Raw genomic sequence first — 23,427 nt, 5'->3', positions numbered from 1 at the left:
CCCATCGGCACCTGATTCACACCTTTAGGAAAACCTTCTCCGGGTTGTTCGCAACCACCGGGGACTTCTCGCGCATGAACCGCGGCGCCCACCAGTTGGCGTCGCCGAGCAGGGTCATCAGCGCCGGCAGTACCACCGCGCGGATGATCGTCGCGTCGAGCAGGATCGCCGCGGCCAGGCCGACGCCGAGCTGCTTCATGTCGATCGTGCTGAGCGTGGCGAAGATGGCGAACACGGCCACCATGACCACGGCGGCGCTGGTGACGACGCCGGCCGAGCCGGAGATGCCCCTGGCGACGGCCTCACGGGTGGTGAGGCCGGAGCGGACCGCCTCGCGGATGCGGCTGACGACGAACACGTGGTAGTCCATCGACAGGCCGAAGAGGACCACGAAGAGGAACAGCGGCAGCCAGGAGACGACCGCGTCCATCGACTTGAACCCGAGGATGCCCTCGGCCCAGGTGCCCTGGAAGATCAGGACGACCAGGCCGTAGGAGGCGGCCGCGGACAGCATGTTCAGGGCGATCGAGGTCACCGCGACGACGACCGAGCGGAACGTGAACGCCATGACGATGAAGGTCAGGACGAGTACGAAACCGACGACCAGCGGCAGTTTGTCCTTGACGTGCTGGGCGTAGTCGACGTCGGCGGCGACGAACCCGCCGACCGCGGTCTCGGCGCCGGTAACACCGCCGAGGGTCTGCGGCACCAGCTCGGTGCGCAGCTTCGTCAGTGACGTGCGGGCCTGCTCGGAGCGGCCCTCGAACGGGGTGGCGACGTCCAGCACGGCGACGGTGCCGTCCTTCGACACCTCGATCTGCGGCTCCTGGTCCAGCGGGGCGAACAGCGGGTCGGCGGCCGCCTTCTGGGCCAGCTGGGTGAGGGCGGCCTTGGTGTTGTCGAGCTGCCCGGCCGGGACCCGGACCGCGACCTCGTGCACCGTGCCGTTGCTCGGGAAGGCCTTCACGAGGCGGTCGTACGCCTGCATGGCCGGCGTGGTTCGCGGAAGGTCCTCCATGCCGGGGAACGTCAGGCGCATGCTCAGCGCCGGCGCGGCCAGGGCGAGCAGAGCGATGACGGAGATCATCAGGGTTGCGGCCGGGCGACGGAGCGCGGGGCGAAGGATAAAAGCCCAAACCTTGGAGCCTTGTTCGTCGGTACGGGGACGAGTCAGACGCCACAGGAGCGGCACGCGGGGGCGATCGATCCAGCGGCCCAGCTTCGACAGCAGCGCCGGCAGGACGGTCAGCGAGCCGAGCACGGCGACGAGCACGACCAGGATGGAGCCGACGGCCAGGGACGAGAAGACGACGTCGCCGGCGAGGAACAGCCCGGCCATCGCGATCGTCACGGCGATCCCGGAGACGACGACGGCGTGCCCGGAGGTCTCCGCGGCCAGCTCGACGGCGTCGAGGTGCTTGCGCCCCTTGGCCCGCTCCTCCCGCTCGCGGCGCAGGTAGAACAGGGAGTAGTCGACACCGACGGCCATGCCGATGAGCAGGATGACGCTGGAGGTGGTGTCGGTCGACGGGACGAGGTGGGACGCCAGGGTCGAGAGGCCGAGGGCGGCCGCCACCGAGGACAGCGCGAGCAACACCGGGATGCCGGCGGCGATGAGCGCGCCGAAGGCCACGATGAGGATCGCGAAGGTGACCGGCAGGCTCAGGTACTCCGCCCGCTGGAAGTCCTTGCCGAGGGTGTCGTCCATCGCCTTGGAGATCGACGGGCCGCCGGTCTCCTCGACCCGCAGGTCCGGGTGGCGGCTCTGCACGTCCGCGGCCGCGGCGGTGAGCGGGCCGAGGCGGTCCGACGCGGTGTCGGGGTCGCCCTTGAGGGTCACCCGGACCATGACGGCGCTCTTGTCGTGGGCCGGCAGCGGGTCGCTGACCGCTTCGACGTCCGGCAGGGCCTTCATGGCCGTGGTGACGTCGGCCGCGGCCTTCATGGCGGCGTCGGTGTCGAGGACGCCGGTGCGGGCGGTGATGAGGACGCTTTCCGTGGCCGGGTTGTCGAAGTGGCCGTCGTCGACGATGACGTCGGCCCGGCCGGACTCGCCGATGGCCTGGTCGCGGTTGGTCGCCTCGACGGACCCGGCCATGCTCCCGCCGACGAAGCACACGGCGACGAACACGACCCACAGGGCAATCGCGCGCCACGGGTGCTCGGCACTCCAGCGGGCGACGCGGACAGTGACTGGTCTCTTCTCCACGCCGATGACGCTATGGATCGGGCGGCCCCGCAACATCCGGGCTGCACCCGCCCCGCACCCCGATTCACGAACCGGGGGTTCCCCTGAGTATCAGGGCTCACAGGGGGTCGTCGGAAGCGACCGGCTCGCAACCGGGCGGCAACCGAAGAAAGCACCGATCTGCCTTAACCTGGCCGCGAACGAGCCGATAGCCCCAGTGAGCAAGGATCGCTCACCCGTAAGCGCAGGACGCGGCGACACACCGTGGGGAGTCGGTTTCGTGCTCGAGGACACTACCCAGGTCGCCATACACGCCGCGCTGGCCGGGCTGGCCAAGCGGCAGCGGGTGATCGCGGACAACATCGCCAACATCAACACCCCCGGCTTCCTCGCCGGCCGCACCGACTTCGAGGACGCGCTGCGCCTGGCGGTGCAGGCCGGCGACCCGAAGGACACTGACATCACGACGGCGCGGTCGCTGGAGCCCACCCGCGAGGACGGCAACAACGTGAACCTGGACCACGAGGTTCTCTCGAACATCGACACGGGGCTGCGGTACCAGACGATGCTTCGCGCGACCGACGACAAGTTCGGCCTCCTCCGCTCCGTCATCCGGGGCTGATCGCGATGACGATCTTCGGGGCGATCGGCATCGCCGGAACGGGCGTCACGGCGTACCGCAAGTGGCTGGACGCCGTCGCCGACAATGTGGCCAACATCAACGACGCGGTGCCGACGAGCGCGCAGGTGTTCCGGGCCCGCTACGTCCAGGCGCAGGCCGTGCACTACGGCGACGGCGAGGGCGGGGTCGTGGTCGCCGGGACGGCGCTCGGGGACCCGAAGGGGCGGCTGGTCTACGAGCCGGAGAACCCCCTCGCGGACCGGGAGGGGTATGTGAAGTACCCCGATATCGACCTCGGCTCGCAGATGACCCAGCTGATCATGGCCCAGCGCGCCTACCAGGCGAACCTGACCGTGGTCGACCGGGCCAAGGACCAGTACCAGGCCGCGATCCAGGTCGGAAAGGGCTGATCGTGAGTATCGACGCCATCTCCCCGCTCGGCGCCATCTCGCCGGTCTCCTCGATGATGAACGCGACCGGCACCTCGGGCTCCTCCGGCTCGTCGGCCGACCCGGCCGCCGGGCTCAACTTCGGCAACATGGTCGCGCAGGGCCTGCAGAAGCTCCAGGACACGCAGAACACCGCCGACAACCTCGCCGTCGAGGCGGCCACCGGCCGGCTCACCGACGTGCACGACTACATCATCGCCGCGACCGAGGCCAGCCTGGCCACGCAGCTGACCGTGGCCGTGCGTAACAAGGCCCTCGACGCCTTCAACGAGATCATGAGGATGCAGGCCTGATGCGTGACCGGCTCACTGCGCTCGGCCGGCGGGGCATCGACGGCTGGAAGTCGTTCTCCCCCGGGCAGAAGGCCGTCACGATCTTCGCCATCCTGGCCCTGGCGATCGGCGGCTACTTCTTCGCGAGCTGGTCCGGCCAGCCGACGATGGCCCCGCTGTTCTCCAACCTGGCCGCCGCGGACGCGAGCGCCATCGTGGACAAGCTCAACGCGGACGGGGTCACCTACACGCTCTCGGACGGCGGCGGCACCGTCAACGTGCCCGCCGACCAGGTGTACGCACTGCGCATCTCGATGAGCGGGGCCGGCCTGCCCGCACAGGGTGATGCCGGCTACGCCCTGCTGGACAAGCAGGGCATCATGACCAGCGAGTTCATGCAGCAGGTGACGTATCGGCGGGCGCTCGAGGGTGAGCTCGCCAAGACCATCGGCTCGATCAAGAACGTGAACTCGGCGACGGTACACCTGGCGATCCCGGAAAAAGACGTCTTCAGCGACGACCAGCAGGCGCCGACCGCGTCGGTGCTGGTGAACACCGGCACCCAGGCGCTCTCCGGCGACCAGGTCACGTCGATCGTGCACCTGGTCTCCTCCAGCGTCGAAGGGCTCGAACCCGGCGCCGTGACAGTCGTCTCGGCCGGCGGCAAGGTGCTGTCCACATCGGACTCGGGCGGCGGCAGCGGTTCCGGCGGCGACAGCGGCAGCGCGGCCACCTCCGCCTACGAACAGCGGCTGCGCTCGGCGGTGCAGACGATGCTGGACACGGTCGTCGGGCCCGGGCACGCGGCCGTGAACGTGACCGCGGCGATGAACTACGACAACACCGAGACGAAGACGCAGAAGTACGTCGCCGACCCGGCCATCCCGCCGCTGTCCGAGCAGAAGAAGTCGGAGCAGTACACCGGCGGCAACGGCGTCCCCGTCGGCGGGGTGCTCGGCCCGGACAACATCCAGGTGCCCAACGGGACCGGGGCCGGGGGCGACGGGCAGTACCAGCAGACCACCGAGACCCGCAACAACGCCGTCGGCATGGTCACCGAGACGACCAAGAGCGCGCCCGGGCGGGTGGACAAGCTCGGCATCGCGGTGATCGTCGACAGCTCGGTCGCCAAGGTCGACCTGGCCCAGCTGCAGCAGCTGGTCTCCTCCGCGGTCGGCCTGGACCCGACCCGCGGCGACCAGATCGCGGTCTCGTCGATGGCGTTCGACACGTCCGCGGCCACCGCCGAGAAGAACGCGCAGGCGGCCGCGGCCAAGGGCGAGCAGGCCGAGGTGCAGCAGCAGTACATCCAGATGGGCGCGATCGTGCTCGCGCTGCTGATCCTGCTCATCATCGCGGCGCTGGCCAACCGCAAGCGCAAGAAGGCGGAGAAGCAGAAACTCACCGAGGAGCAGAACGCCGCGCTCGAGGACATGCAGGCCGCGATCGAGGCGGCCCGGGCCAAGCTGGCGCTCGAGGGCGGCGGCGGGCCGGGCGGAGCGGCCGCCCTGGAGGGCGGGGGCGCGCCGGGCGAGGAGTTCGACCGCGACGGCCGCTTCCGCGACCTCTCGACGATGGTGGAGAAGCAGCCGGACGAGGTGGCCCAGTTGCTGCGCGGCTGGCTGGCCGACCGGCGCAGTTAGGGCGCGAAATGTCGGGCGCTCCGCGCCACGCTCCGCTCGACATTTCGGACATATCACGATTTTTGAGGGTCTCGGCGTTTTCGGGAGAGGTAGTGCATGGCCACGGGTGAGATGACGGGGTTGCGCAAAGCCGCCGTCCTGCTCGTGCAGATGGGCAAGGAAGAGGCCGCCAAGATCATGGCGCATCTCCGCGAGTCGGAGGTCGAGGAGCTCACGGCCGAGATCGTGCGTCTCGGCCAGGTCGAGGCGGATGTCGCCAACGTGGTGCTCGAGGAGTTCCACGACATGGCGACCGGGCACAAGTACGTCGGCCAGGGCGGCATGGACTTCGCCCGCGACCTGCTCGAGGCCTCGCTCGGGCGGGAGCGGGCCGGCGAGATCGTCGGTCGGCTCAACACCGTCTTCATGGACGTGCCGTTCGGCTTCCTCGGCCAGGCCGACCCGCGCCAGCTGCTGTCGTTCCTGCAGGACGAGCACCCGCAGACGATCGCCCTGGTGCTGGCCCACATGACGGCCACGCAGGCCTCGCAGATCCTCTCCGGCCTCGCCCCCGAGCTGCAGGCCGACGTCGCCCACCGGATCGCCGTCATGGACCGCACGTCGCCGGACATCATCCGCCAGGTCGAGGCGACCCTGGAACGCAAGATGTCCTCGGTCCTGCAGCCCAACGACCTGTCCAACGTGGGCGGCCTGGAGCCCCTGGTCGAGATCATCAACCGGACCGACCGGGCCACGGAGCGGCTGATCCTGGAGGGCCTGGCCGGGCGCAACCCGGAGCTGGCCGAGGAGATCCGCTCCAAGATGTTCATGTTCGAGGACATCGTGTCCCTCGACGACCGCTCCATCCAGCTGGTGCTGCGGCAGGTGGAGACCAACGACCTCGCGACCGCGCTCAAGGGCGTGCGCGAGGAGGTGCGCCAGAAGGTCATGAAGAACCTCTCCGAGCGCGCGGCCGAGAACCTGGGCGACGAGATCGAGATGCTCGGGCCGGTGCGGCTGCGCCAGGTCGAGGAGTCCCAGGCCAAGATCGTCCAGGCCATCCGCACGCTGGAGGAGTCCGGCCAGATCGTGATCAGCAGGGGTGACGACGATGAAATGGTCGGATGAGTTCGCCCCGGCGTCGTTCCCGGCCGCAACGCCGGACGCGGAGCCGGAGGACTACCCCCTAGCCTTCCCACCGCCGCCGAAGAAGCGCCCGGCCCCGCCCCGGCCGGCCTTCCCGCCGCCCCCGCCCCCGCCGACGACCCCGGCGACCCGCGCGTTCCCGCCGCCGGAGCAGCCACCGACGGTCCGCTTCGGCGAGAGCGTCCTGCGCGACGCCCGCGCGGGCGCGGCCCGGTCCGCGCGCTTCGACGTCGACCTGCGCGAGCGCGAGCCGATCCCGCCGGAGCTGCTCGAACGGTGGAAGGGCGAGGCGGAGGCGACCGGCTACGCGGCCGGCTGGGCCCAGGGCGTGCGGGAGGCCCGCGAGGCCGCCGCCGCAGACGCCGCCCGGGCCGCGCGGGAGGCCGCCGAACTCGCCGAGGCGCACCGGCAGGTGGTCGAGCGGGCGCTGCACGCGATCGGCGCCGCCGCCATGTCGCTGGAGGGCCGCGCGGTCGCCGCCGCGCACGACATCGAGGAGCAGATCCTCGCCACCGCGTTCGCGATCGCCGAGGCGGTGCTGACCCGCGAGCTGCGCACCGCGGCCGAGCCGGGCCGGGACGCCCTGGCCCGCGCCCTCGCGCTGGCGCCCTCGGCAAGTCCGGTGACCGTACGGCTCAACCCGGCCGACCGGCTGACGATTGGCCAGACGGAACTGGTCATCGGCGGACGCACGGTGACGCTCGTGGACGATCCGGGCCTGGGGCCCGGCGACGCGGTGGCGCTGTGCGACGCGACGACCGTCGACGCCCGGCTGGGCCCCGCGCTCGACCGGGTCCGGGAGGTTTTGCAGCAGTGACATCAGGGCTTCAGCAGCGCCTGCGGGCCGCCGCCCACGCCGCGCACCCGCGCGTGACCGGGCGCGTGGTGTCGATCGTCGGGCTGTCGGTGACCGTGGCCGGCGTCGAGGGCGCGGTCGGCGACCTGGTGGAGATCGGCGACCCGGCGTCCGGGGCCATCGTCCCGGCCGAGGTCGTGTCGCTGCAGGGCGACCGGCTCGCCTGCCTGCCCCTCGGCCCGTTGACCGGCATCGGTACCGGCAGCCCGGTCTCCAGCACCGGCGCCCCGCTGCGGATCCCCATCGGGCCGCAGCTGCGCGGGCGGATCCTGGACGGGCTCGGGCGCCCCATGGACAACGGCCCGGCGCTGACCGGACTCGAGCAGTTCTCGGTCGAGAACGAGGCCCCGATCGCGCTCGAACGCGGCCGCGTGCAGCAGCCGCTGTCGCTCGGGGTCCGCGCCCTCGACACGCTGGTGCCGTGCGGGCGCGGGCAGCGGATGGGCATCTTCGCCGGCTCCGGGGTCGGGAAGAGCTCGCTGATGTCGATGATCACCCGCGGTACCGACGCCGAGATCTCGGTCATCGGGCTCGTCGGTGAGCGCGGGCGCGAGGTCCGCGAGTTCATCGAGAACGATCTCGGCCCCGAGGGCCTGGCCCGCTCGGTCGTGGTCATCGCCACCTCGGACCAGCCCCCGCTGGTGCGCCTGCGGGCCGGATTCGTCGCGACCCGCATCGCCGAGTACTTCCGCGACGGCGGCCAGGACGTCCTGCTGCTCATGGACAGCCTGACCCGCACCGCGATGGCGCAGCGTGAGGTCGGGCTCTCGGCCGGCGAACCTCCGGCGACCCGCGGGTACCCCCCAAGCGTCTTCGCCCTTCTGCCGCGGCTGCTGGAACGGGCCGGGCCGGCGCCCGTCGGCAGCATCACCGGCCTCTACACCGTCCTCGTCGAGGGCGACGACCACAACGAGCCGATCGCCGACTCCGCGCGCTCCATCCTGGACGGGCACATCACCCTCGACCGCCGCCTGGCCACATCCGGACACTTCCCGAGCATCGACGTGCTCGAATCGATCTCCCGAGTGTTCGGCGCCGTCACCACCCGCGAGCAGAAAGCGAACGCGATCGCGCTGCGCCGCATGCTCGCCGCGCACCGGGATGTGCGGGAGCTGCTCGAAATCGGCGCCTATCAAGCAGGAACGAACCCCGACGCCGACCGGGCGCGCGAGCTGTGGCCGCAGATCAACGACTTCCTGCGGCAGGACATGGACGAAACCACACCCGCGCCGCGGGCGTGGCAGATGCTGGAAACGCTGCTGGCCGGGGGTGCCTGATGGCAAAGGGCGGTTTTCGCCTGGGCGCGGTGCTGCGAGCCCGCAAGGCGCAGGAAGACATGGCAAAAGCAGCGGTGGTACGGGCACGAGAAGACGCTTCCGCCGCCGTCCAGAGGATCCGGGCCCGTGAGCGCGACCTCGACGGCCGCCCGGTGCCCACCTCCGCGACCGCCGCGGCGTATGCGGCCACGCTGACCGCCCGCCAGGCTCTGGCCGGCGAGCTGGCCGCCGCGATGGGCCTGGCCCGGCTGGCCGACGAGACCGTCGAACAGCGCATGCACGAACTGACCGACGCGGCCGTGCAGCGCCGCACGATCGAAAAGCTCCAGGAGCGCCACGACGCCACCCGCAAGCGCACCGAGGCCGCCGCCGAGGAGAAGGCGGTCGACGACCTGACGACGTCGGCCTCGTTCCGAGAGGACCTTTCGTGACCGTACTGGAGGCACAGTCCCGCATCGCCGAGATCCGCTCGATGCTGGGCCGGCACCACCCCACCGCCTCGGACAAGGCCGCGTTCGCCGACACGTTGCAGTCCACAGTAGACTCGGCCGCGACGTCCGGTTTCGTGACGGGCCGCAAGACTGTTTCGACCGGCGCCGCGGTGGTGGCGGCCGCGCAGAAGTACGCGGGGACACCGTACAAATTCGGCAGCAATGTCCCCGAGAGCGGCCTGGACTGCTCGGGCCTGGTGCAGCGCGCCTACGCCGACGTGGGCATCAAACTCCCCCGCACCGCCCGCGACCAGGCCAGCTTCGGCACCGCCGTGTCCTCGCTGGCCCAGGCCCGCCCGGGCGACCTGCTGGCCTTCGGCCGCCCGGTGAACCACATCGCCATCTACGCGGGCGACGGCAACATGATCGTCGCTCCACACACTGGCGAGGTCGTCAAGACGGAGCGCGTCTCCGGCCGGCCGACCGCCATCCGCCGCATCATCCCGACGGTCACGACCCCGGCCGTCCGCCCGGCCGCGCTCACAACCAACCAACTGCCGGAGTCGGTACCGTACGCAGCCCTCTTCCAGTCCGCCGGCTCGCGGTACGGCATCTCACCGGCCCTGCTGGCCGCGGTCGCGAAGGTGGAGTCCGGCTACAACCCGGCCGCCGTGAGCAAGGCCGGCGCGCAGGGCCTGATGCAGATCATGCCGGCCACCGCGCGCGGCTTGGGCGTGGACGCCTTGAACCCGACCCAGGCCGTGGACGGCGCGGCCCGCCTGCTCTCCTCGCACTTGAAGCAGTTCGGCAACCTGGACCTGGCGTTGGCCGCGTACAACGCGGGCGGCGGGGCCGTGAGCCGATACGGCGGCATCCCACCGTTCCCGGAGACTCAGGCCTACGTCCCGAAGGTGAAGGCCGCCCTGGCCCAACTGACCAGAGCGGTGACACCACTGACGGAGTCCACCACCCTGACCCCGTCGACACTGGCCGCCCTGTCCCTGGCCTCAACATCTCCCGTCGCCACCTCACCAGCACTTTCCCCGTCGATCGCCGCGCTGCTGACCGCGGAGTCCACTTCGGACGGAGGCCTGCTGTCATGATCAAAACAACACCGACGACAGCAACCACCACAGCACCCACCCCCGCCCCGCCCCAGCCGTCGACTTCGGGCCCGGACTTCGCAGAAACTCTGGCCGCGGCGATGCAGGACCCCGCACAACACCAGCCACGCCCGACAATCCGCCCAAGGCTCACGGACACCACAACGAACAACCGCACAGCCGCAACCGAACAACGCGAGGCCGCCCAACAACGCGAGGCAGCGGCCCGGGCAACCGAGTCCCGCGACGACCAACGACGCAACGACCGCCTCTCCACCGCCCGCGAGACAGCCGCCCGCGAGACAGCGGCCCGCGAGACTCTCGCCCGAGACGCAGCGGCCCGCGAGACAGCCGCCCGCGAGACTTTCGCCCGAGACGCAGCGGCCCGCGAGACTGCCGCCCATGATGCCGCCGAAAGCGCCGCAGCCCGAGACGCCGCAACTCGCGACGCAGCGAAAGACACCGCAGCCCGAGACGCTGCCAACCGCGACGCAGCCAGAGACGCGACCACCCGCGACGCCGCAGCCCGAGACGCCGCAACTCGCGACGCAGCGAGAGACGCCGCAGCCCGAGACGCTGCCAACCGCGACGCAGCCAGAGACGCGACCACCCGCGATGCCGCGACTCGTGACGCCGCAGCCCGTGACACCGCAACTCGAGAATCTGCAGCCCGTGATGCCGCAACTCGAGAAGCTGCAATCCGCGATGCAGCCCGGGCCGCCACAGCTCGCGATTCGGCAATCCGCGACGCAGCCGCGCGCGACCGGCAAGCCGTGGACGCCGCCGAAGATGCCAAGTCCCGAGCCAGGGCAGCCCGGGACGCGGCCACCCAAGCACTGGCCTCCCTCCCCCGGTCTCCCGAGAAGTTCCAGCTCACCCCGACCGCCAAGCCACCCACCCCGATCCCGGCGGCCGCCACCGCAACGGGCGATGCCGCAAGCACACCCACCCCCGACAGCATTTCAACCCACTCCCCCACCACCGCACCCCGAGCTGCAATGCGAGCACCGACGGACGCCGCACCCGCAACCGCCGTGCAAAACGCACCGTCAAACGCACCGGAAACCGCCACGGTCACCGAAGTGCGGGCCGCACTTCCGACCACGCCCACAGCCGATTCCGGCGGCCCGGATGCGAAAACCTCCGTAGCCGGACAAGCACCGGAACCACCCCTCCAGAACGCGACCAAGCCGGCGCCGGACCGAGCACCCGGAACGCCCGCCAACGCAACCCTCACCCGAGGCACGCACACAATCGCGCAGCTCGCGGACGCCACCATGCGCACCCCGAGCATGCATGCGCAAACTCCTGCAGAGGCACCCAACCCCAGCCCGGCGGCGCAGACGTCAACCTTCGCGACGGGCAGCACTGCAAACGCCGCTCTCGGAAGTCCCGCCTCCCAGAACCCGGCAACCATGGCTTCACCAACCCTCGCGACCACGCCCAACTCGGCCGCGACGACGGCCAACGCGGCCTTCGCACAGAACCTCGGCCCGCGCACACCGATGGAACGAGCCCTGGCCGCCGCCGAGAAAGCCCTGACCGAGGCCCTCCACGCGGCAGCAACCGCCCCGACCGAGACAGGCATGACCAAAGCCCGCCTCTCCTCGCTCGCCCCAACCGCGCTCCGCCAAGCCGCGACCGGCATGACGACCGGAATGGCGACCGGGACAACCGCGACACACATAACGGCGGCAAACACAACCGCGGCGGCCACAAAGGCAACGGGCACGACAGCAACGGACACGACGGCAACGGCTTCGGGCACGACCGCAACGGGCGCGACGGCTGCTGGCACGACTGCTGCTGGCACGACTGCTGCTGGCACGACTGCTGCTGGCACGACCCAGGCCGACGCGACACAAATGAACACGACCGCGACGGACACGACACCGGCAGGCACGACCGCAACGGACACGACCGCAGCCGGCACGACAGCGACGGACACGACACCGGCAGGCACGACCGCAACGGACACAACCGCGGCCGGCACGACCGCAACGGGCACGACAGCGGCAGGCACGACAGCTACGGACACGACAGCGGCAGGCACGACAGCTACGGGCACGACGGGCATGACGGCGGCGGACATGACCGGCGCAGGAACGACCGCGACGGACGACACAACCGCATCCGGCGCGGCGGTGACCAACGAAGGCATCCTGGCCGCTGGCGGCAGTGGCAGTGGCAGTGGCGCCAACCGCATCACCGAAGCGACAAGTACGCCCACCGGCACCAACCGCACCCCGTCAGGCGCACACCCGGCCGCCGAGCAAGCAGTCGACCCATCCCCGCACGGTGCGCACTCGGATGCAACGGCGAGTGGTTCGCAGCGTGCAACAGCTGACGTACGCGATGTGCGAACCGCTCCCGAAATGCGCACGAACACTTCCGCTTCGGACACTGCCGCGCATGGGCTTTCCAACGCGGCGCACCCGGACATCACGTTCAGCAGTGGCCAAGGCATGTCCGGCAACGGTGCGACGACCGGCACGGTTGTGGAGGACTTGGCCGCCGGCAATGTCGCACATAGCAGCGAATCCTCCGGCAGCGTGGACCGCAGTGGTGGTGTGGACCGCAGTGGTGGTGTGGACGGAGCCGGGCATGGGGTTGGCGCCGCGGACGGCGGGTCTCGCGAGGGGCTGGCCGGCGACGGCTCGAGTGTGAACGGAATCGGTGCCGCCGGTCGGCTCGCCGCCGACGATCTCATCGCCGGAGAAGTTGACGGCAACGTTGTCGGGGTTGGGGGCGCGGCGAACGGTACGGACGGAATCAGCGGCGGTTCCGGTGGTGGAAGTGGTGGGAGTGGGCTCGACAGCGGTGGTTCCGGTGGTGATCAGTCCGGCAGTCGCGGGGCTGAGGGCGGCGGGAACTCGGGAGCCGGTGGGTTCGGGGCCACTGGTGGGTTCGGGGGCGGCGGTGACTTCAGCGTCAACGGGTTCGGGGTGCTCGGGAGTGCTGGACTCGGGGCGCTCGCCGGTGTGGGGCTGGCCGGGGCGGTCAGCGGCGATCGGGCGGGTGGGCTTGGGACGGCCGGGGCTCGTACCGGTGGAAGCGGTAACGGCAGCGGGGGTGTCGCCGGCGGCGGGGGTGTCGGTGCGCCGAGCGGTGCCGGCGCCGGGATCGCGGGGGTCGGTGGTAGCGGTGGTGCGGCGATGGACGGTACCGGGCTTTCCGGTGGAGGGCAAAGTGCTTGGGCCAGCGTCGCGCCGCAGGTGTTGAGTGTGCTCTCGCCGTTGCGGAAAGGGGCGGATGGAGTACACCGGCTAGCTGTTCACTTGCAGCCGGACGAGCTTGGGCCCGTCAGCATCGTGGCCGAGGTGCGGGATGGGGCCATCGAAGTGCGGTTGCGGGCCGATCACGAGGCCGGGCTGGCGGCGCTGCAGGCCGCGCTGCCGGAGCTTCGGCAGGAGCTCAGTGCGGCCGGGTTTGCGCAATGTGCACTCGAGTTGCACCAGGATGCTGCCTTCGCGGGCAACGAATCGCAACATTACTCAGGTTGGGAGGCTCCGGGACGATCTCAACGACGAGCGTCCGAACGCGTCGAATCGGGCGTGGCGGTTGACGCGTCCCGTTCGGACCAGCCCGCCGGAGATGGGCTGCTCGACGTCCGGCTCTAGCCAAAGGGCCGGCAAGACGAGCAGTAGATGAAGCCGAACAAGGGAGTGTGCCATCACCGCCCCGACGCCGGTCAGTGGAAACGTCGCCGACTACGTGCCGAAGACGAACGCACCGACCAAGAAGAGTGACTCGGACGGGCTCGCGAAGCCCGGTGGCGAGCTGGGGAAGGATGCGTTCCTCAAGCTGCTCGTCACGCAGCTGAAGTACCAGGATCCGAGCAATCCCATGGACAACCGGGAGTTCCTGGCGCAGACGGCGCAGTTCACCACCGTCGAGAAGCTCAACGATCTCGCGGAGACCCAGCAGAGCCTGCTCAGTGCGCAGCTGCAGCTCGGAGCCAGTGCGCTGATCGGCAAGACGGTCACGTACACCGACAAGGAGAACCAGGTCCACAGCGGCATCGTGTCGTCGGCCAAGTTCTTCACGGGCGCCCCGCCGACCCTCCGCGTGGGCGACACCGACGTGGCCCTCGCCGCGGTGACCGAGATCGGCAACCAGGCCCCGCAAGGCCCTCAGGCCACAACGCCGGCACAAGCCAGCGCCCAAGCCGGCAACCAAGCCGGCAACCAAGGCAGCGCCCAAGCCGGCAACCAAGCAACGGCACCCGCCCAAACAGGCGGCCAAGCAACGGCGCCTGCCCAAAACGGCGGCCAAGCGACAGTGCCGGCCCAGAACGGTCAGCCACCGGCCGGTCAGCAGCAACAGCAGCAACCGGGCCAGCCGAGCCGGCCCGCCGAAGCGGCGTCCTGAAAGGAAACCACCCCACATGCTCCGCTCACTCTTCTCCGGCATCAGCGGCCTCCGCGCGCACCAGCAGATGCTCGACGTCACCAGCAACAACATCGCCAACGTCAACACGGTGGGGTACAAGGCCGCGCAAACGGTCTTCGCCGACACGCTCAGCCAGATGATGCGCTCTGCGGGCGCGCCCCAGCCGGAGATCGGCGGCACGAACCCGGCCCAGGTCGGCCTCGGTGTGCGGCTGGCCGCGATCAACACGGTGTTCACGCAGGGCTCGGCGCAGACGACGGGCCGGCCGACCGACGTGATGATCTCCGGTGACGGCTTCTTCATCGTGAACTCGACGAACGAGCAGCTGTACTCCCGGGCCGGTGCGTTCAACTTCGATGCCGAGGGCAAGCTGGTGACCCCGACCGGTGCCGCCGTGCAGGGCTGGCCCGCGGTCAACGGTGTCGTCAACTCCAACGCCCCGCTCGGTGACATCCGGCTGCCGATGGGCACGCTCATCGCGCCGACGGCCACCGACACCGTGGTCATCTCCGGCAACCTGCCGGCCAACGCGCCCGACCCGTCGACGATCACGCGGGTCATCAAGACCTACGACGTCACCGGCGCGGCCGTGAACCTGTCGCAGTCGTACCAGTACACGGGCGGCACGTGGTCGGTGACGTTCTCCGACGGCACGAACAGTGTCGGGCCGACGGCGCTGACGTTCGGGGCCAACGGCCAGGTCACCGGGCCGACGTTCACCGACAAGAACGGCGCCACGAAGGTCGGTGTCCTGTATGACCCGCTGAGCACGGGCACGGGTATCGGCATCGACCTGGCCGGGCTCACGAGCTACACGGGCAATGCGACAGTACAACCGCTGAGTCAGAACGGTGCGCCGGCGGCGACGCTGCAGTCCTTCAGCATCAACCCCGACGGTCAGCTGGTCGGCGTGTTCTCCAACGGCAACAAGCAGACCATCGCCCAGCTGGCGCTGGCGAACTTCAACAACCCGCCCGGCCTGGAGAAGGCCGGCGACTCGCTGTATCGCTTCACCGTCAACTCCGGCCTGGCGCAGGTCGGCCCGCCCGGCACCGGTGGCCTCGGCACGCTGCAGAGCGGTGCGGTCGAGATGTCCAATGTGGACCTGGCCCAGGAGTTCACCAACCTGATCGTCGCCCAGCGCGGCTTCCAGGCCAATTCCAAGGTCATCAGCACCTCCGACGACGTGCTGCAGGAACTGGTCAACCTCAAGCGGTAACGCGTAGAAGCGGGAGGTCGCCGTGATTCTGCTGACCCGGCTCAACGGCCCGGTGTTCGCGCTCAACCCCGACCTGGTCGAGCGGGCCGACTGCACCCCCGACACCGTGATCACGCTGGTCGACGGCACGAAGTACCTGGTCGCGGAGTCGCTGCCGGAGGTGGTGACGCTCGTGCGCCACTACCGCGCGTCCGTCATCGTCGAGGCGCAGCAGCTGGCTGGGCAGACTCCGGACGAGCGCGCCGAGGCCGCGGCCGAGCAGGTCACGGAGACCAACGTCGTCCGTCTGAAGCGTCGGGAGCGCTGAATCCATGGATCCGGCAACTATCGCTGGCATCGTCCTCGCCTTCATCGCGATCTTCGCCGCGATGATCCTGGAGGGTGGCAGCCCCGGCTCGATCTTCCTGGTCCCGCCGCTGATCCTGGTGTTCGTCGGCACGCTCGGCGCGGCCATGGCCGGCGGCATGCTCAAGGACACGATCGCGCTGATCGACTCCTTCAAGCGGGTACTGCTGTCCAAGTCGGCGACCTACGACACGCTCGTCGATGACATCGTCAAGCTCGCCGAGAAGGCCCGCCGCGAGGGCCTGCTCGCCCTGGAGGACGCGATGAAGGAGGTGCAGGACCCCTTCCTCAAGAAGGGCCTGCAGCTCGCGATCGACGGCACCGACTCGGAGGAGCTCGCGGCGATCCTCGAGGCCGAGGTCGACGCGAAGAAAAAGGCCGACAAGCAGGCCGCGGCGATCTTCACGGCCATGGGTGGTTACGCACCCACCGTCGGCATCATCGGTACTGTCATCGGCCTGATCCACGTGCTGGAGAACCTGAGCCAGCCGGAGAAGCTCGGCCACCTCATCGCCGGCGCGTTCGTGGCCACGCTGTGGGGTGTGCTCTCGGCCAACGTCATGTGGCTGCCGATGGGCGCCAAGCTCAAGCGCCTCTCCGAGATCGAGTGCGCGCAGATGGAGCTCGTCATCGCCGGCATCATCAACATCCAGGCCGGCGCCAATCCGCGTCTCGTCGCCCAGAAGCTCCGCAGCCTCCTGCCTCCGGGCACGGTCAAGGAGGAGAAGAAGGCGGCCTGAAACCGCAGGCCAAGCACCCTTCGCGAGCCAACTGCCCCGCTAAATCATGATAAGTCCGAAATGTCGGGCGCGCCAGCGCCCGACATTTCGCGTACCGACCAGCGCCCGACATTTCGCGTACCGAGAGGAGCTCAGTAACCGCCGTGCACCCGTAGGGCACCGCCCCGGAACTCTTGTGTCCCCCGGTTAGGCCGATGAGAACCCCGACAGCGTTACAACGACTTGGAGGGGGGCCGCCACGATGTCTGGTGGTGGACACGCGGCGAAGGCCGGCGCGCACACGAAGCACAAGAAGGGCGGCCACGACGAGGAGGAGCACGAGAACCACGAGCGCTGGCTGGTCTCCTACGCCGACATGATGACCCTGCTCATGGTCCTGTTCATCGTGCTGTTCGCGATCTCCCAGGTCGACCAGAAAAAGTTCGCCGAACTCAAGAACGGCCTCGCCGTCGGCTTCGGCAACCCCTCCGTGGCCTTCGACGGCGGCGAGGCCAGCCTCATGGAGTCCTCCGACTCCAACAGCCCCATGGACCTCTCCTCCGGCATCGGCGGCACCACCTCCGACGCCACCGCCGTACAGGAAGCCGTCCAGAGCAAAGAACGCGCCACCGCCTCCCAGCGCCAAGCCGCCGCCGCCCAGGAGGTCAAGGACTACGAGAAGATCAAAGCCGAGATCACCGCCGAACTGACCAAACAAGGCCTACAGGACCAGGTCAAATACTCCATCGACGAACGCGGCCTGGTCGTCACCATCGTCACCACCGGCATCGTGTTCAACGGCAACGAAGCCAACCTCCTCCCCGCCGGCCAGACAATCATCGACAGCGTCGGCCCGGCCATCGCGAAACTGCCCAACAAACTCGAGGTCGACGGACACACCAACCAGCTCTCCGGCGGCACCGGCAACTACCCCTCCGGCTGGGAACTGTCCTCCGCCCGCGCCTCCGCCGTCGTACGCATGCTGCACACCGACGCCGCCATCCCCGACAACCGCCTGCAAGCCGTCGGCTTCGCCGACACCAAACCCCTCTACCCGACCACCGACGCCCGCGCCGCGGACCTGAACCGCCGCGTCGAGGTCATCGTCCTGTCGAACCTGCCGGCCGACACGAAGGCGCTCCTGCCGTCGGCCGCGACCACCACCAGCTGATCTGCCAAGCCCTGACCACCGAACGTTGACGAGGAGGACCTGACATGGCCGCGGATGAGAAGACCACCGAAGAGACCCCCGCCAAGGGTGGGAAGAAGAAGCTGATCATCATCGTGGCGATCGCGCTGGTCGCCCTGCTCGGCGGCGGGTTCGCCGGCTATAAGATGTTCTCCCCCAAGAAGGTCGAGGCCGAGCCGGAGCCCACGCCCGGCGTCGTGTCCGTCCTGGACGCCATCACCATCAACCTGGCCGACGGGCACTACCTCAAGCTCAAGATGACGCTGCAGGCCACCACCGACGCCGCCGAGGCCCCGGACGGCTCCAAGGCCCTGGACATCGCGATCGAGCTGTTCAGCAACCAGAGCCAGGACAAGCTGCTGACCGCCGAGGGCCGGGAGGCCGCGAAGAAGGACCTCGTGGCCAAGGTCGTGAAGGCGTACACGGAGGACAAGAAGAAAGAGGTAATGGACGTCTACTTCACCACGTTTGTGATTCAGTAGCTGGAAGCACCGATCGGACCTGGGGGTTTCGCAGGAAACCTTCAGGTCCGTTTCGGCCGTTTTACGTCAACTTGCTCCCGAAAAGGCCGATGGTAAGAGAGTGACGCAGTCAACGTCCGCGACCGGGGGTGGCCGCACGCCGGGCAGGATGTCCCGGCGTGGGGGCAAAAGCTCCGGCCCGGAGCCGTATGACTTCCGTCGCCCGACCAAGCTCTCCCGGGAGCACATCCGAACCCTGCAGATCGCCTATGAGACCTTCGGCCGCCAGTACGCCACGCTGCTGACGACGAGCCTGCGCGCCGTGTCGTCGATCAGCCTGATCTCCATCGAACAGCTCACCTATGACGAGTACATCTCCGGCCTGTCCAGCCCGACGGTGGTGGCGATGTTCACCATCGAGCCCCTGCCCGGCACCGCGATCCTGGAGTTCTCCCTGAGCACGGCCATGGCCTGCATCGACCACATGCTGGGCGGCCCCGGCGGCCCGCAGCCGCAGCGGCCGCTGAGCGACATCGAGATGCCCTTGCTGCACGGCCTCATCGAGCGCACGCTCGGCGAGCTGCGGTATGCCTTCGAGGGCATCGTGGCGCTGCGCCCGCAGATGACGACGATCGAGTACAACCCGCAGTTCGCACAGGCGGGGGCCGCCTCGGACGCCGTCATCGTGTCGTCGTTCGAGATGCGGGTCGGCAGCGAGGAGTGCGTGGCCTCGATCTGCCTGCCGTTCGGCTCGATCTTCCCGAAGCTGCAGGGCGAGCGGGGCGAGGGCGTGTTGACCGACGCGCAGCGGGCGGCCCGGGAAGCCGCGTACCGTAATGTCGTCGCGGGTTTGGAAGGCGCCCCGATCGAGGTCTCCGTGCGGTTCCAGCCGGTGCGGATGCACCCCGCCGACCTCATCGGGCTACAGCCGGGCGACGTCGTCCCGCTGGCCCACTCGACGGCCACGCCGCTGGCCGTCGTGACCGCGGACATCACGTTCGCCTACGCCGTGCCCGGCGCGCAGGGCAACCGCATGGCCTGCCTGGTGGTGCCGAGCCCTCAGCCGGGACAACGTCCGGCGACGCAACCCGCCACCGCCGGGCAACTCGGCATGAAGAGCCGCGCTGAGGAGACCAGCCGATGACGATCGGTACCAACGAGACCGCGCTGGCCCGGGCGGAGGCGGCCGCGCAGGCCGCCGTAGCACTGCTGCCCGCCAGCTCGCCGCTCTCCGTCGGTGCACCCACGCAGAACGCGGACGATCTGGCCATCACCGGCCAGTCCGTGCGGGCCCGGTTCGCCGGGGCGGCACAGGGTGAGGTCGCGATCGTCGTCACCCAGGATCTCGTCGAGGCCCTCGCCAACTCCCCCATGGGCAGCCTGGACCTGAGCCAGGCGGTGCGCCCGGCGCTGGAGGCGGCCGCGTCCGTCGTCGGCCCGGTCGTCGTCGACCCGGGCGAGCTGCTGGACCCGGCGCGGGCCCTGGCCGAGCTCGTCGCCGCCGGCGGCGTCCTGATCCCGCTGGAGGCCGGTGAGCTCGGGGTCCAGGCCGTCGTCGGGCTCGCGGTGGCGGTGGAGGTGCCGGGCGCCGACGGCGGCGGGGAGCCGGACCGCTCGGAGCGGGCCCGCGGCGGCCCGCCCGCGTTCGACCTGCTGCACGACGTCGAGATGGAGGTCACGGCCGAGCTCGGGCGCACCCGGATGAGTGTGCGGGAGCTGCTGTCGCTGGCCCCGGGCGCGGTGATCGAGCTCGACCGGGCCGCCGGCGGGCCGGCCGACCTGCTGGTCAACGGCCGGCTCATCGCCCGCGGCGAGGTGGTCGTGATCGACGAGAACTTCGGCATCCGGATCACGGAGATCGTCGGCCCGAGCGACCGGGCCTGACGGAAGCACCGACCATCATGGAACTCGTACTCCGCGTATTGTGCTCACTCACCGTAGTCTTCGCGATACTCTGGGCTCTGATGCGGCTGGCTCGGCGCCCGCTCGGCAGCCGCAGCGGAGGAGCCCTCACCGTGGTCGCACGCCAGCAGCTCAGCCGCGGCTCGTCGGTCGCGGTGGTCAAGGTCGCCGACCGCGCGCTCGTCCTCGGTGTCAGCGACGCCGGCGTGTCCCTGCTGGCCGACGCGGACGCCGCCCTGTTCCCGGAGCCGGCACCGCTCGAGAATCCGGTGGTCGAGCAGGCGCTGAAACTGTTCCGGAAGAGCACGCCGTGAAAAAAACAGCGGCGGCGGTACTGCTCCTGCTGGCCCTCTGCATCCTCGCGTCCCCGGGCATCGCCGAAGCGGTCCCGACCCCGAAGCCACCGGCAACGCCGAGCGCCCCTGTGATCGACGGCAACCCCGACGGCACCGTCAACATCGACGTCAACGGCGTCAAACCCAGCCAGTCCATCACGATCCTGGTCGCCCTGACGCTGCTGTCCGTCGCGCCGGCGCTGCTGCTCACGATGACGAGCTTCACGAAGGTCTTCGTGGTCCTGAGCATCACCCGCAACGCGCTGGGCCTGAGCAACGTCCCGCCCAACCAGGTGGTCGCCGGCCTGGCCCTGTTCATCAGCCTGTTCATCATGTCGCCGGTGCTGTCCGGCGTGAACAAGGACGGCGTGCAGCCCTACATCAAGGGCGAGAAGACCCAGTCGGTGGCGTTCAAGGACGGCTCGGCCCCGCTGCGCGACTTCATGCTCAAGCAGACGCGCAAGGACGAGATCGCCCTCTTCACCAAGATCGCCGACCGGCCGGCGCCGAAGAACAAGAACGACGTGCCGATGACCACGCTGATCCCCGCGTTCATCCTGTCGGAGCTGCGGGCCGCGTTCATCATCGGCTTCGTCATCTACATCCCCTTCCTGGTGATCGACATGGTGGTCTCGGCCGCCCTGATGTCCCTGGGCATGATGATGCTGCCCCCGGTCTCGATCGCCCTGCCCTTCAAACTCCTGCTGTTCGTGCTGGTCAACGGGTGGGGCCTGATTCTCACCGCGCTCGTGGCCAGCTACCGCAGCTGATCGGAGTACCACACCATGACCGACACAAAGATCATCGAACTCGCCGTCCAGGCCATGACGATCGCGGCCAAGCTCGGCGCGCCCATCCTGCTCACCGCGCTCGTCGTCGGCTTCGCGGTGTCGCTGTTCCAGTCCGTCACCCAGATCCAGGAGAGCACGCTCAGCTTCGTGCCGAAGGCCGCCGCCATCGGAGCCGCCCTGATCATCGCCGGCAACTGGATGCTGCACGAGATGGTCCACTACACCGAGCAGCTCTACGCCCAGATCCCCGACCTGATCAATGGCGCTTGACCTCTCGCTCAGCACCGTCACCGCGATCCTGCTGGCCTCGATCCGGGCCGGCGTGTGGCTGGCCCTGTGCCCGCCGTTCAGCAACAAGGGCACGCCGACCACGGTGAAGGGCCTGCTCTCCATCGCGATCGCGCTGCCGCTCGCGCCGAAGCTGGCGAGCCAGGTGCCGGCCGAGATGTCGACCGGCTTCCTCGTCGCCAACGCGGTCGAACAGGCCGCGGTCGGGGCCGCGCTGGCCTTCCTGACCATGCTGATCTTCGCCGCCACCCAGATCGCGGGCAACCTCATCGACCTCGTCGGCGGCTTCACGCTCGCGTTCGCGCTGGACCCGTTCTCGCTGCAGGGCAACGCGGTCTTCGGCCGGTTCTACGGCCTGATCACCATGGCCATCATGTACGCCACGGACGCCCACCAGCTGATCCTGCGCGGGTTCACGGCGTCCTACACGGCGATCCCCCTCAACGGCACGATGGACATGACCCACTTCACGAAGATCGTCACCACCGGGGCCACGCAGATGTTCCTGGCGGGCCTGCAGATCGCGGCTCCGCTCATCGGGATCATGCTGGCCGTGGACGTGTCCCTGGGCCTGCTCACCCGGGCCGCCCCCGCGCTCAACCCGTTCTCCTTCGGCTATCCGGCGAAGATCTTTTTAACCCTGACCGTCGCCGGTACCGCCATGATGCTGCTCCCCAACGCGATGGCGAACCTGACCACCCGCGCCATCAACCTGATCCTGGAGCTATTCGGCGGTTAGGACATTGCTGTGCAGCCCGGCCGCCGAGCCTTTCGACTTCAGCAGCATGATGAACGCGAGCACGCGGGCGACCGCGCCGAAGAGCTCGGGCGGGATCTCGTCGCCGACCTCGCAGGCCCCGTAGAGCGCGCGGGCCAGCGGGACGTCCTGCACCAGCGGCACCCGGTGCTCGGTGGCGATCTCGCGGATCTTCGCCGCAACCAGCTCGGCCCCCTTCGCGACGACCCGGGGCGCGCCCTTGTCCGGCTCATACTTGAGCGCCACGGCCACGTGCGTCGGGTTGACCACCACCACGTCGGCCTTCGGCACGTCGGCCATCATCCGCTGGCGGGCCATCGCGTGCTGGCGGGCCCGGATCTGGCCCTTGACGTGCGGGTCGCCCTCGGATTTCTTGTGCTCCTCCTTGACCTCTTCCTTCGACATCTTCAGCTGCTTGTTGACCCGGCGCTTGGCCACGAAGTAGTCGGCGAAGGCGAGGACGAGACCGGTCGCGGCGGCGATCTGCACGACGTGCATGACGGTGGAGGCGACCATGCCGATGACGGTCTGCAGCGGCACCGCGGTCGCCGACAGCAGCGCCGGGACCAGCGTCTTCATCGAGTTGTAGACGACCAGGCCGAGCACGACGACCTTCGCGAGGGACTTCACCGTCTCCCACAGGGCCTGGCCGCCGAACGTCTTCTTCAGGCCCTTGATCGGGTTGAGCCGCTTGAAGTCCGGCTTGAACAGCTTCGTCGCCGGCCGCAGCCCGCCCTGCGCCGCGGCGGCCAGGATGACGAACGCGAACAGCCCGACGGTGATCGGCGCGCCGATGACGACCAGGTCCCAGGCCGCGCCCTTCATCAGCCGCAGGGCCTTGGCCGGCTCGGGGTCGATGAACGCCTGGGTGCTCTGGTTGAACAGCGCCTGCGTGCGGGTCGCCAGCTCGCGGGCGGTCCACGGGATCAGGAAGCTCGCCAGCAGCACGCCGCCCCACGCGCCGAGGTCCGGGGTGCGGGCCCGGGTGCCTTCCCTTCGGGCCTGCCGCTTCTTCTGCTCGGTAGGCTGCTCGGTCTTTTCCCCGGCCACCGCTTACTCCAAC

The 23,427-nt window shown here is 69.5% G+C and carries 24 protein-coding genes; 22 read left to right on the top strand and 2 right to left on the bottom strand.

The genetic code is table 11. The features are described from left to right. Window positions 1–16: 16 nt before the first annotated feature. Complete coding sequence (locus ACIA8L_RS27110) at window positions 17–2,209, bottom strand: MMPL family transporter (RefSeq protein ID WP_395909196.1); 2,193 nt, start codon at window positions 2,207–2,209, stop codon at window positions 17–19. A gap of 259 nt (window positions 2,210–2,468) precedes the next feature. On the opposite strand from ACIA8L_RS27110, the gene flgB reads away from it, so the two are divergent. The 22 genes from flgB (at window position 2,469) to ACIA8L_RS27000 (ending at window position 22,346) form a co-directional block, all read left to right on the top strand. Beyond that, window positions 2,469–2,810, top strand: coding sequence for a flagellar basal body rod protein FlgB (gene flgB / locus ACIA8L_RS27105; RefSeq protein WP_395909195.1), 342 nt, complete (start codon window positions 2,469–2,471; stop codon window positions 2,808–2,810). A 5-nt stretch (window positions 2,811–2,815) separates the two neighbouring features. Beyond that, a complete protein-coding gene (locus tag ACIA8L_RS27100) occupies window positions 2,816–3,220 on the top strand; it encodes a flagellar basal body rod protein FlgC (RefSeq protein ID WP_395909193.1) in 405 nt (134 codons plus the stop codon). Between the two features lie 2 nt (window positions 3,221–3,222). Then, on the top strand, window positions 3,223–3,552 hold the full coding sequence (gene fliE / locus ACIA8L_RS27095; protein WP_395909191.1) for a flagellar hook-basal body complex protein FliE: 330 nt from the start codon (window positions 3,223–3,225) through the stop codon (window positions 3,550–3,552). Then, entirely contained in the window at window positions 3,552–5,174 is a 1,623-nt protein-coding gene (fliF, locus tag ACIA8L_RS27090) for a flagellar basal-body MS-ring/collar protein FliF (RefSeq protein ID WP_395909189.1), read from the top strand. The genes fliE and fliF overlap by 1 nt, the downstream gene beginning before the upstream one ends. A 96-nt stretch (window positions 5,175–5,270) precedes the next feature. Further along, window positions 5,271–6,281, top strand: a complete 1,011-nt coding sequence (fliG, locus tag ACIA8L_RS27085) for a flagellar motor switch protein FliG (protein ID WP_395909187.1) — start codon at window positions 5,271–5,273, stop codon at window positions 6,279–6,281. Then, entirely contained in the window at window positions 6,265–7,116 is an 852-nt protein-coding gene (locus tag ACIA8L_RS27080) for a FliH/SctL family protein (RefSeq protein ID WP_395909186.1), read from the top strand. The genes fliG and ACIA8L_RS27080 overlap by 17 nt, the downstream gene beginning before the upstream one ends. Continuing rightward, window positions 7,113–8,432: a FliI/YscN family ATPase gene (locus tag ACIA8L_RS27075; RefSeq protein WP_395909184.1), complete on the top strand. Its 1,320-nt coding sequence runs from the start codon at window positions 7,113–7,115 to the stop codon at window positions 8,430–8,432. Before ACIA8L_RS27080 ends, ACIA8L_RS27075 begins: the two co-directional genes overlap by 4 nt. 59 nt (window positions 8,433–8,491) lie before the next feature. After that, on the top strand, window positions 8,492–8,863 hold the full coding sequence (locus ACIA8L_RS27070; protein ID WP_395909182.1) for a flagellar FliJ family protein: 372 nt from the start codon (window positions 8,492–8,494) through the stop codon (window positions 8,861–8,863). After that, entirely contained in the window at window positions 8,860–9,966 is a 1,107-nt protein-coding gene (locus ACIA8L_RS27065) for a transglycosylase SLT domain-containing protein (RefSeq protein ID WP_395909180.1), read from the top strand. The genes ACIA8L_RS27070 and ACIA8L_RS27065 overlap by 4 nt, the downstream gene beginning before the upstream one ends. Window positions 9,967–11,381: 1,415 nt before the next feature. After that, window positions 11,382–13,586: a flagellar hook-length control protein FliK gene (locus ACIA8L_RS27060; RefSeq protein WP_395909178.1), complete on the top strand. Its 2,205-nt coding sequence runs from the start codon at window positions 11,382–11,384 to the stop codon at window positions 13,584–13,586. Window positions 13,587–13,680: 94 nt separating this feature from the next. After that, complete coding sequence (locus ACIA8L_RS27055) at window positions 13,681–14,337, top strand: flagellar hook capping FlgD N-terminal domain-containing protein (RefSeq protein WP_395909177.1); 657 nt, start codon at window positions 13,681–13,683, stop codon at window positions 14,335–14,337. 16 nt (window positions 14,338–14,353) lie between these two features. Next, entirely contained in the window at window positions 14,354–15,577 is a 1,224-nt protein-coding gene (locus ACIA8L_RS27050; RefSeq protein WP_395909175.1) for a flagellar hook protein FlgE, read from the top strand. Window positions 15,578–15,599: 22 nt separating this feature from the next. Next, window positions 15,600–15,884, top strand: a complete 285-nt coding sequence (locus ACIA8L_RS27045) for a flagellar FlbD family protein (protein ID WP_395909174.1) — start codon at window positions 15,600–15,602, stop codon at window positions 15,882–15,884. 4 nt (window positions 15,885–15,888) lie between these two features. Further along, window positions 15,889–16,662: a flagellar motor protein gene (locus ACIA8L_RS27040; RefSeq protein ID WP_395909173.1), complete on the top strand. Its 774-nt coding sequence runs from the start codon at window positions 15,889–15,891 to the stop codon at window positions 16,660–16,662. 241 nt (window positions 16,663–16,903) lie between these two features. After that, window positions 16,904–17,812 (top strand): flagellar motor protein MotB, encoded by a 909-nt coding sequence (locus tag ACIA8L_RS27035; RefSeq protein WP_395909172.1) that lies wholly within the window; start codon window positions 16,904–16,906, stop codon window positions 17,810–17,812. Window positions 17,813–17,856: 44 nt separating this feature from the next. Next, the gene (fliL, locus tag ACIA8L_RS27030; RefSeq protein WP_395909171.1) at window positions 17,857–18,312 is read left to right on the top strand and encodes a flagellar basal body-associated protein FliL; all 456 of its coding nucleotides are present in this window, start codon (window positions 17,857–17,859) and stop codon (window positions 18,310–18,312) included. Between the two features lie 148 nt (window positions 18,313–18,460). Next, window positions 18,461–19,435 (top strand): flagellar motor switch protein FliM, encoded by a 975-nt coding sequence (locus ACIA8L_RS27025; RefSeq protein WP_395909169.1) that lies wholly within the window; start codon window positions 18,461–18,463, stop codon window positions 19,433–19,435. Then, window positions 19,432–20,175 (top strand): flagellar motor switch protein FliN, encoded by a 744-nt coding sequence (gene fliN, locus ACIA8L_RS27020; protein WP_395909167.1) that lies wholly within the window; start codon window positions 19,432–19,434, stop codon window positions 20,173–20,175. Before ACIA8L_RS27025 ends, fliN begins: the two co-directional genes overlap by 4 nt. Window positions 20,176–20,255: 80 nt before the next feature. Further along, window positions 20,256–20,507 (top strand): flagellar biosynthetic protein FliO, encoded by a 252-nt coding sequence (locus tag ACIA8L_RS27015; RefSeq protein ID WP_395909166.1) that lies wholly within the window; start codon window positions 20,256–20,258, stop codon window positions 20,505–20,507. Then, entirely contained in the window at window positions 20,504–21,298 is a 795-nt protein-coding gene (fliP, locus tag ACIA8L_RS27010; protein ID WP_395909165.1) for a flagellar type III secretion system pore protein FliP, read from the top strand. The genes ACIA8L_RS27015 and fliP overlap by 4 nt, the downstream gene beginning before the upstream one ends. Window positions 21,299–21,313: 15 nt before the next feature. After that, entirely contained in the window at window positions 21,314–21,589 is a 276-nt protein-coding gene (gene fliQ / locus ACIA8L_RS27005; RefSeq protein ID WP_395909163.1) for a flagellar biosynthesis protein FliQ, read from the top strand. After that, complete coding sequence (locus ACIA8L_RS27000; RefSeq protein WP_395909162.1) at window positions 21,579–22,346, top strand: flagellar biosynthetic protein FliR; 768 nt, start codon at window positions 21,579–21,581, stop codon at window positions 22,344–22,346. Before fliQ ends, ACIA8L_RS27000 begins: the two co-directional genes overlap by 11 nt. Here the strand turns inward: ACIA8L_RS27000 and ACIA8L_RS26995 are convergent. After that, complete coding sequence (locus ACIA8L_RS26995; RefSeq protein WP_395909161.1) at window positions 22,332–23,414, bottom strand: flagellar biosynthesis protein FlhB; 1,083 nt, start codon at window positions 23,412–23,414, stop codon at window positions 22,332–22,334. The genes ACIA8L_RS27000 and ACIA8L_RS26995 overlap by 15 nt on opposite strands. Window positions 23,415–23,427 lie beyond the last annotated feature (13 nt).

Origin of the sequence: Dactylosporangium sp. NPDC051541 (assembly GCF_044454505.1) — a bacterium.
Taxonomy (GTDB): domain Bacteria; phylum Actinomycetota; class Actinomycetes; order Mycobacteriales; family Micromonosporaceae; genus Dactylosporangium.
This window is presented reverse-complemented; position numbering and strand designations above follow the sequence as displayed.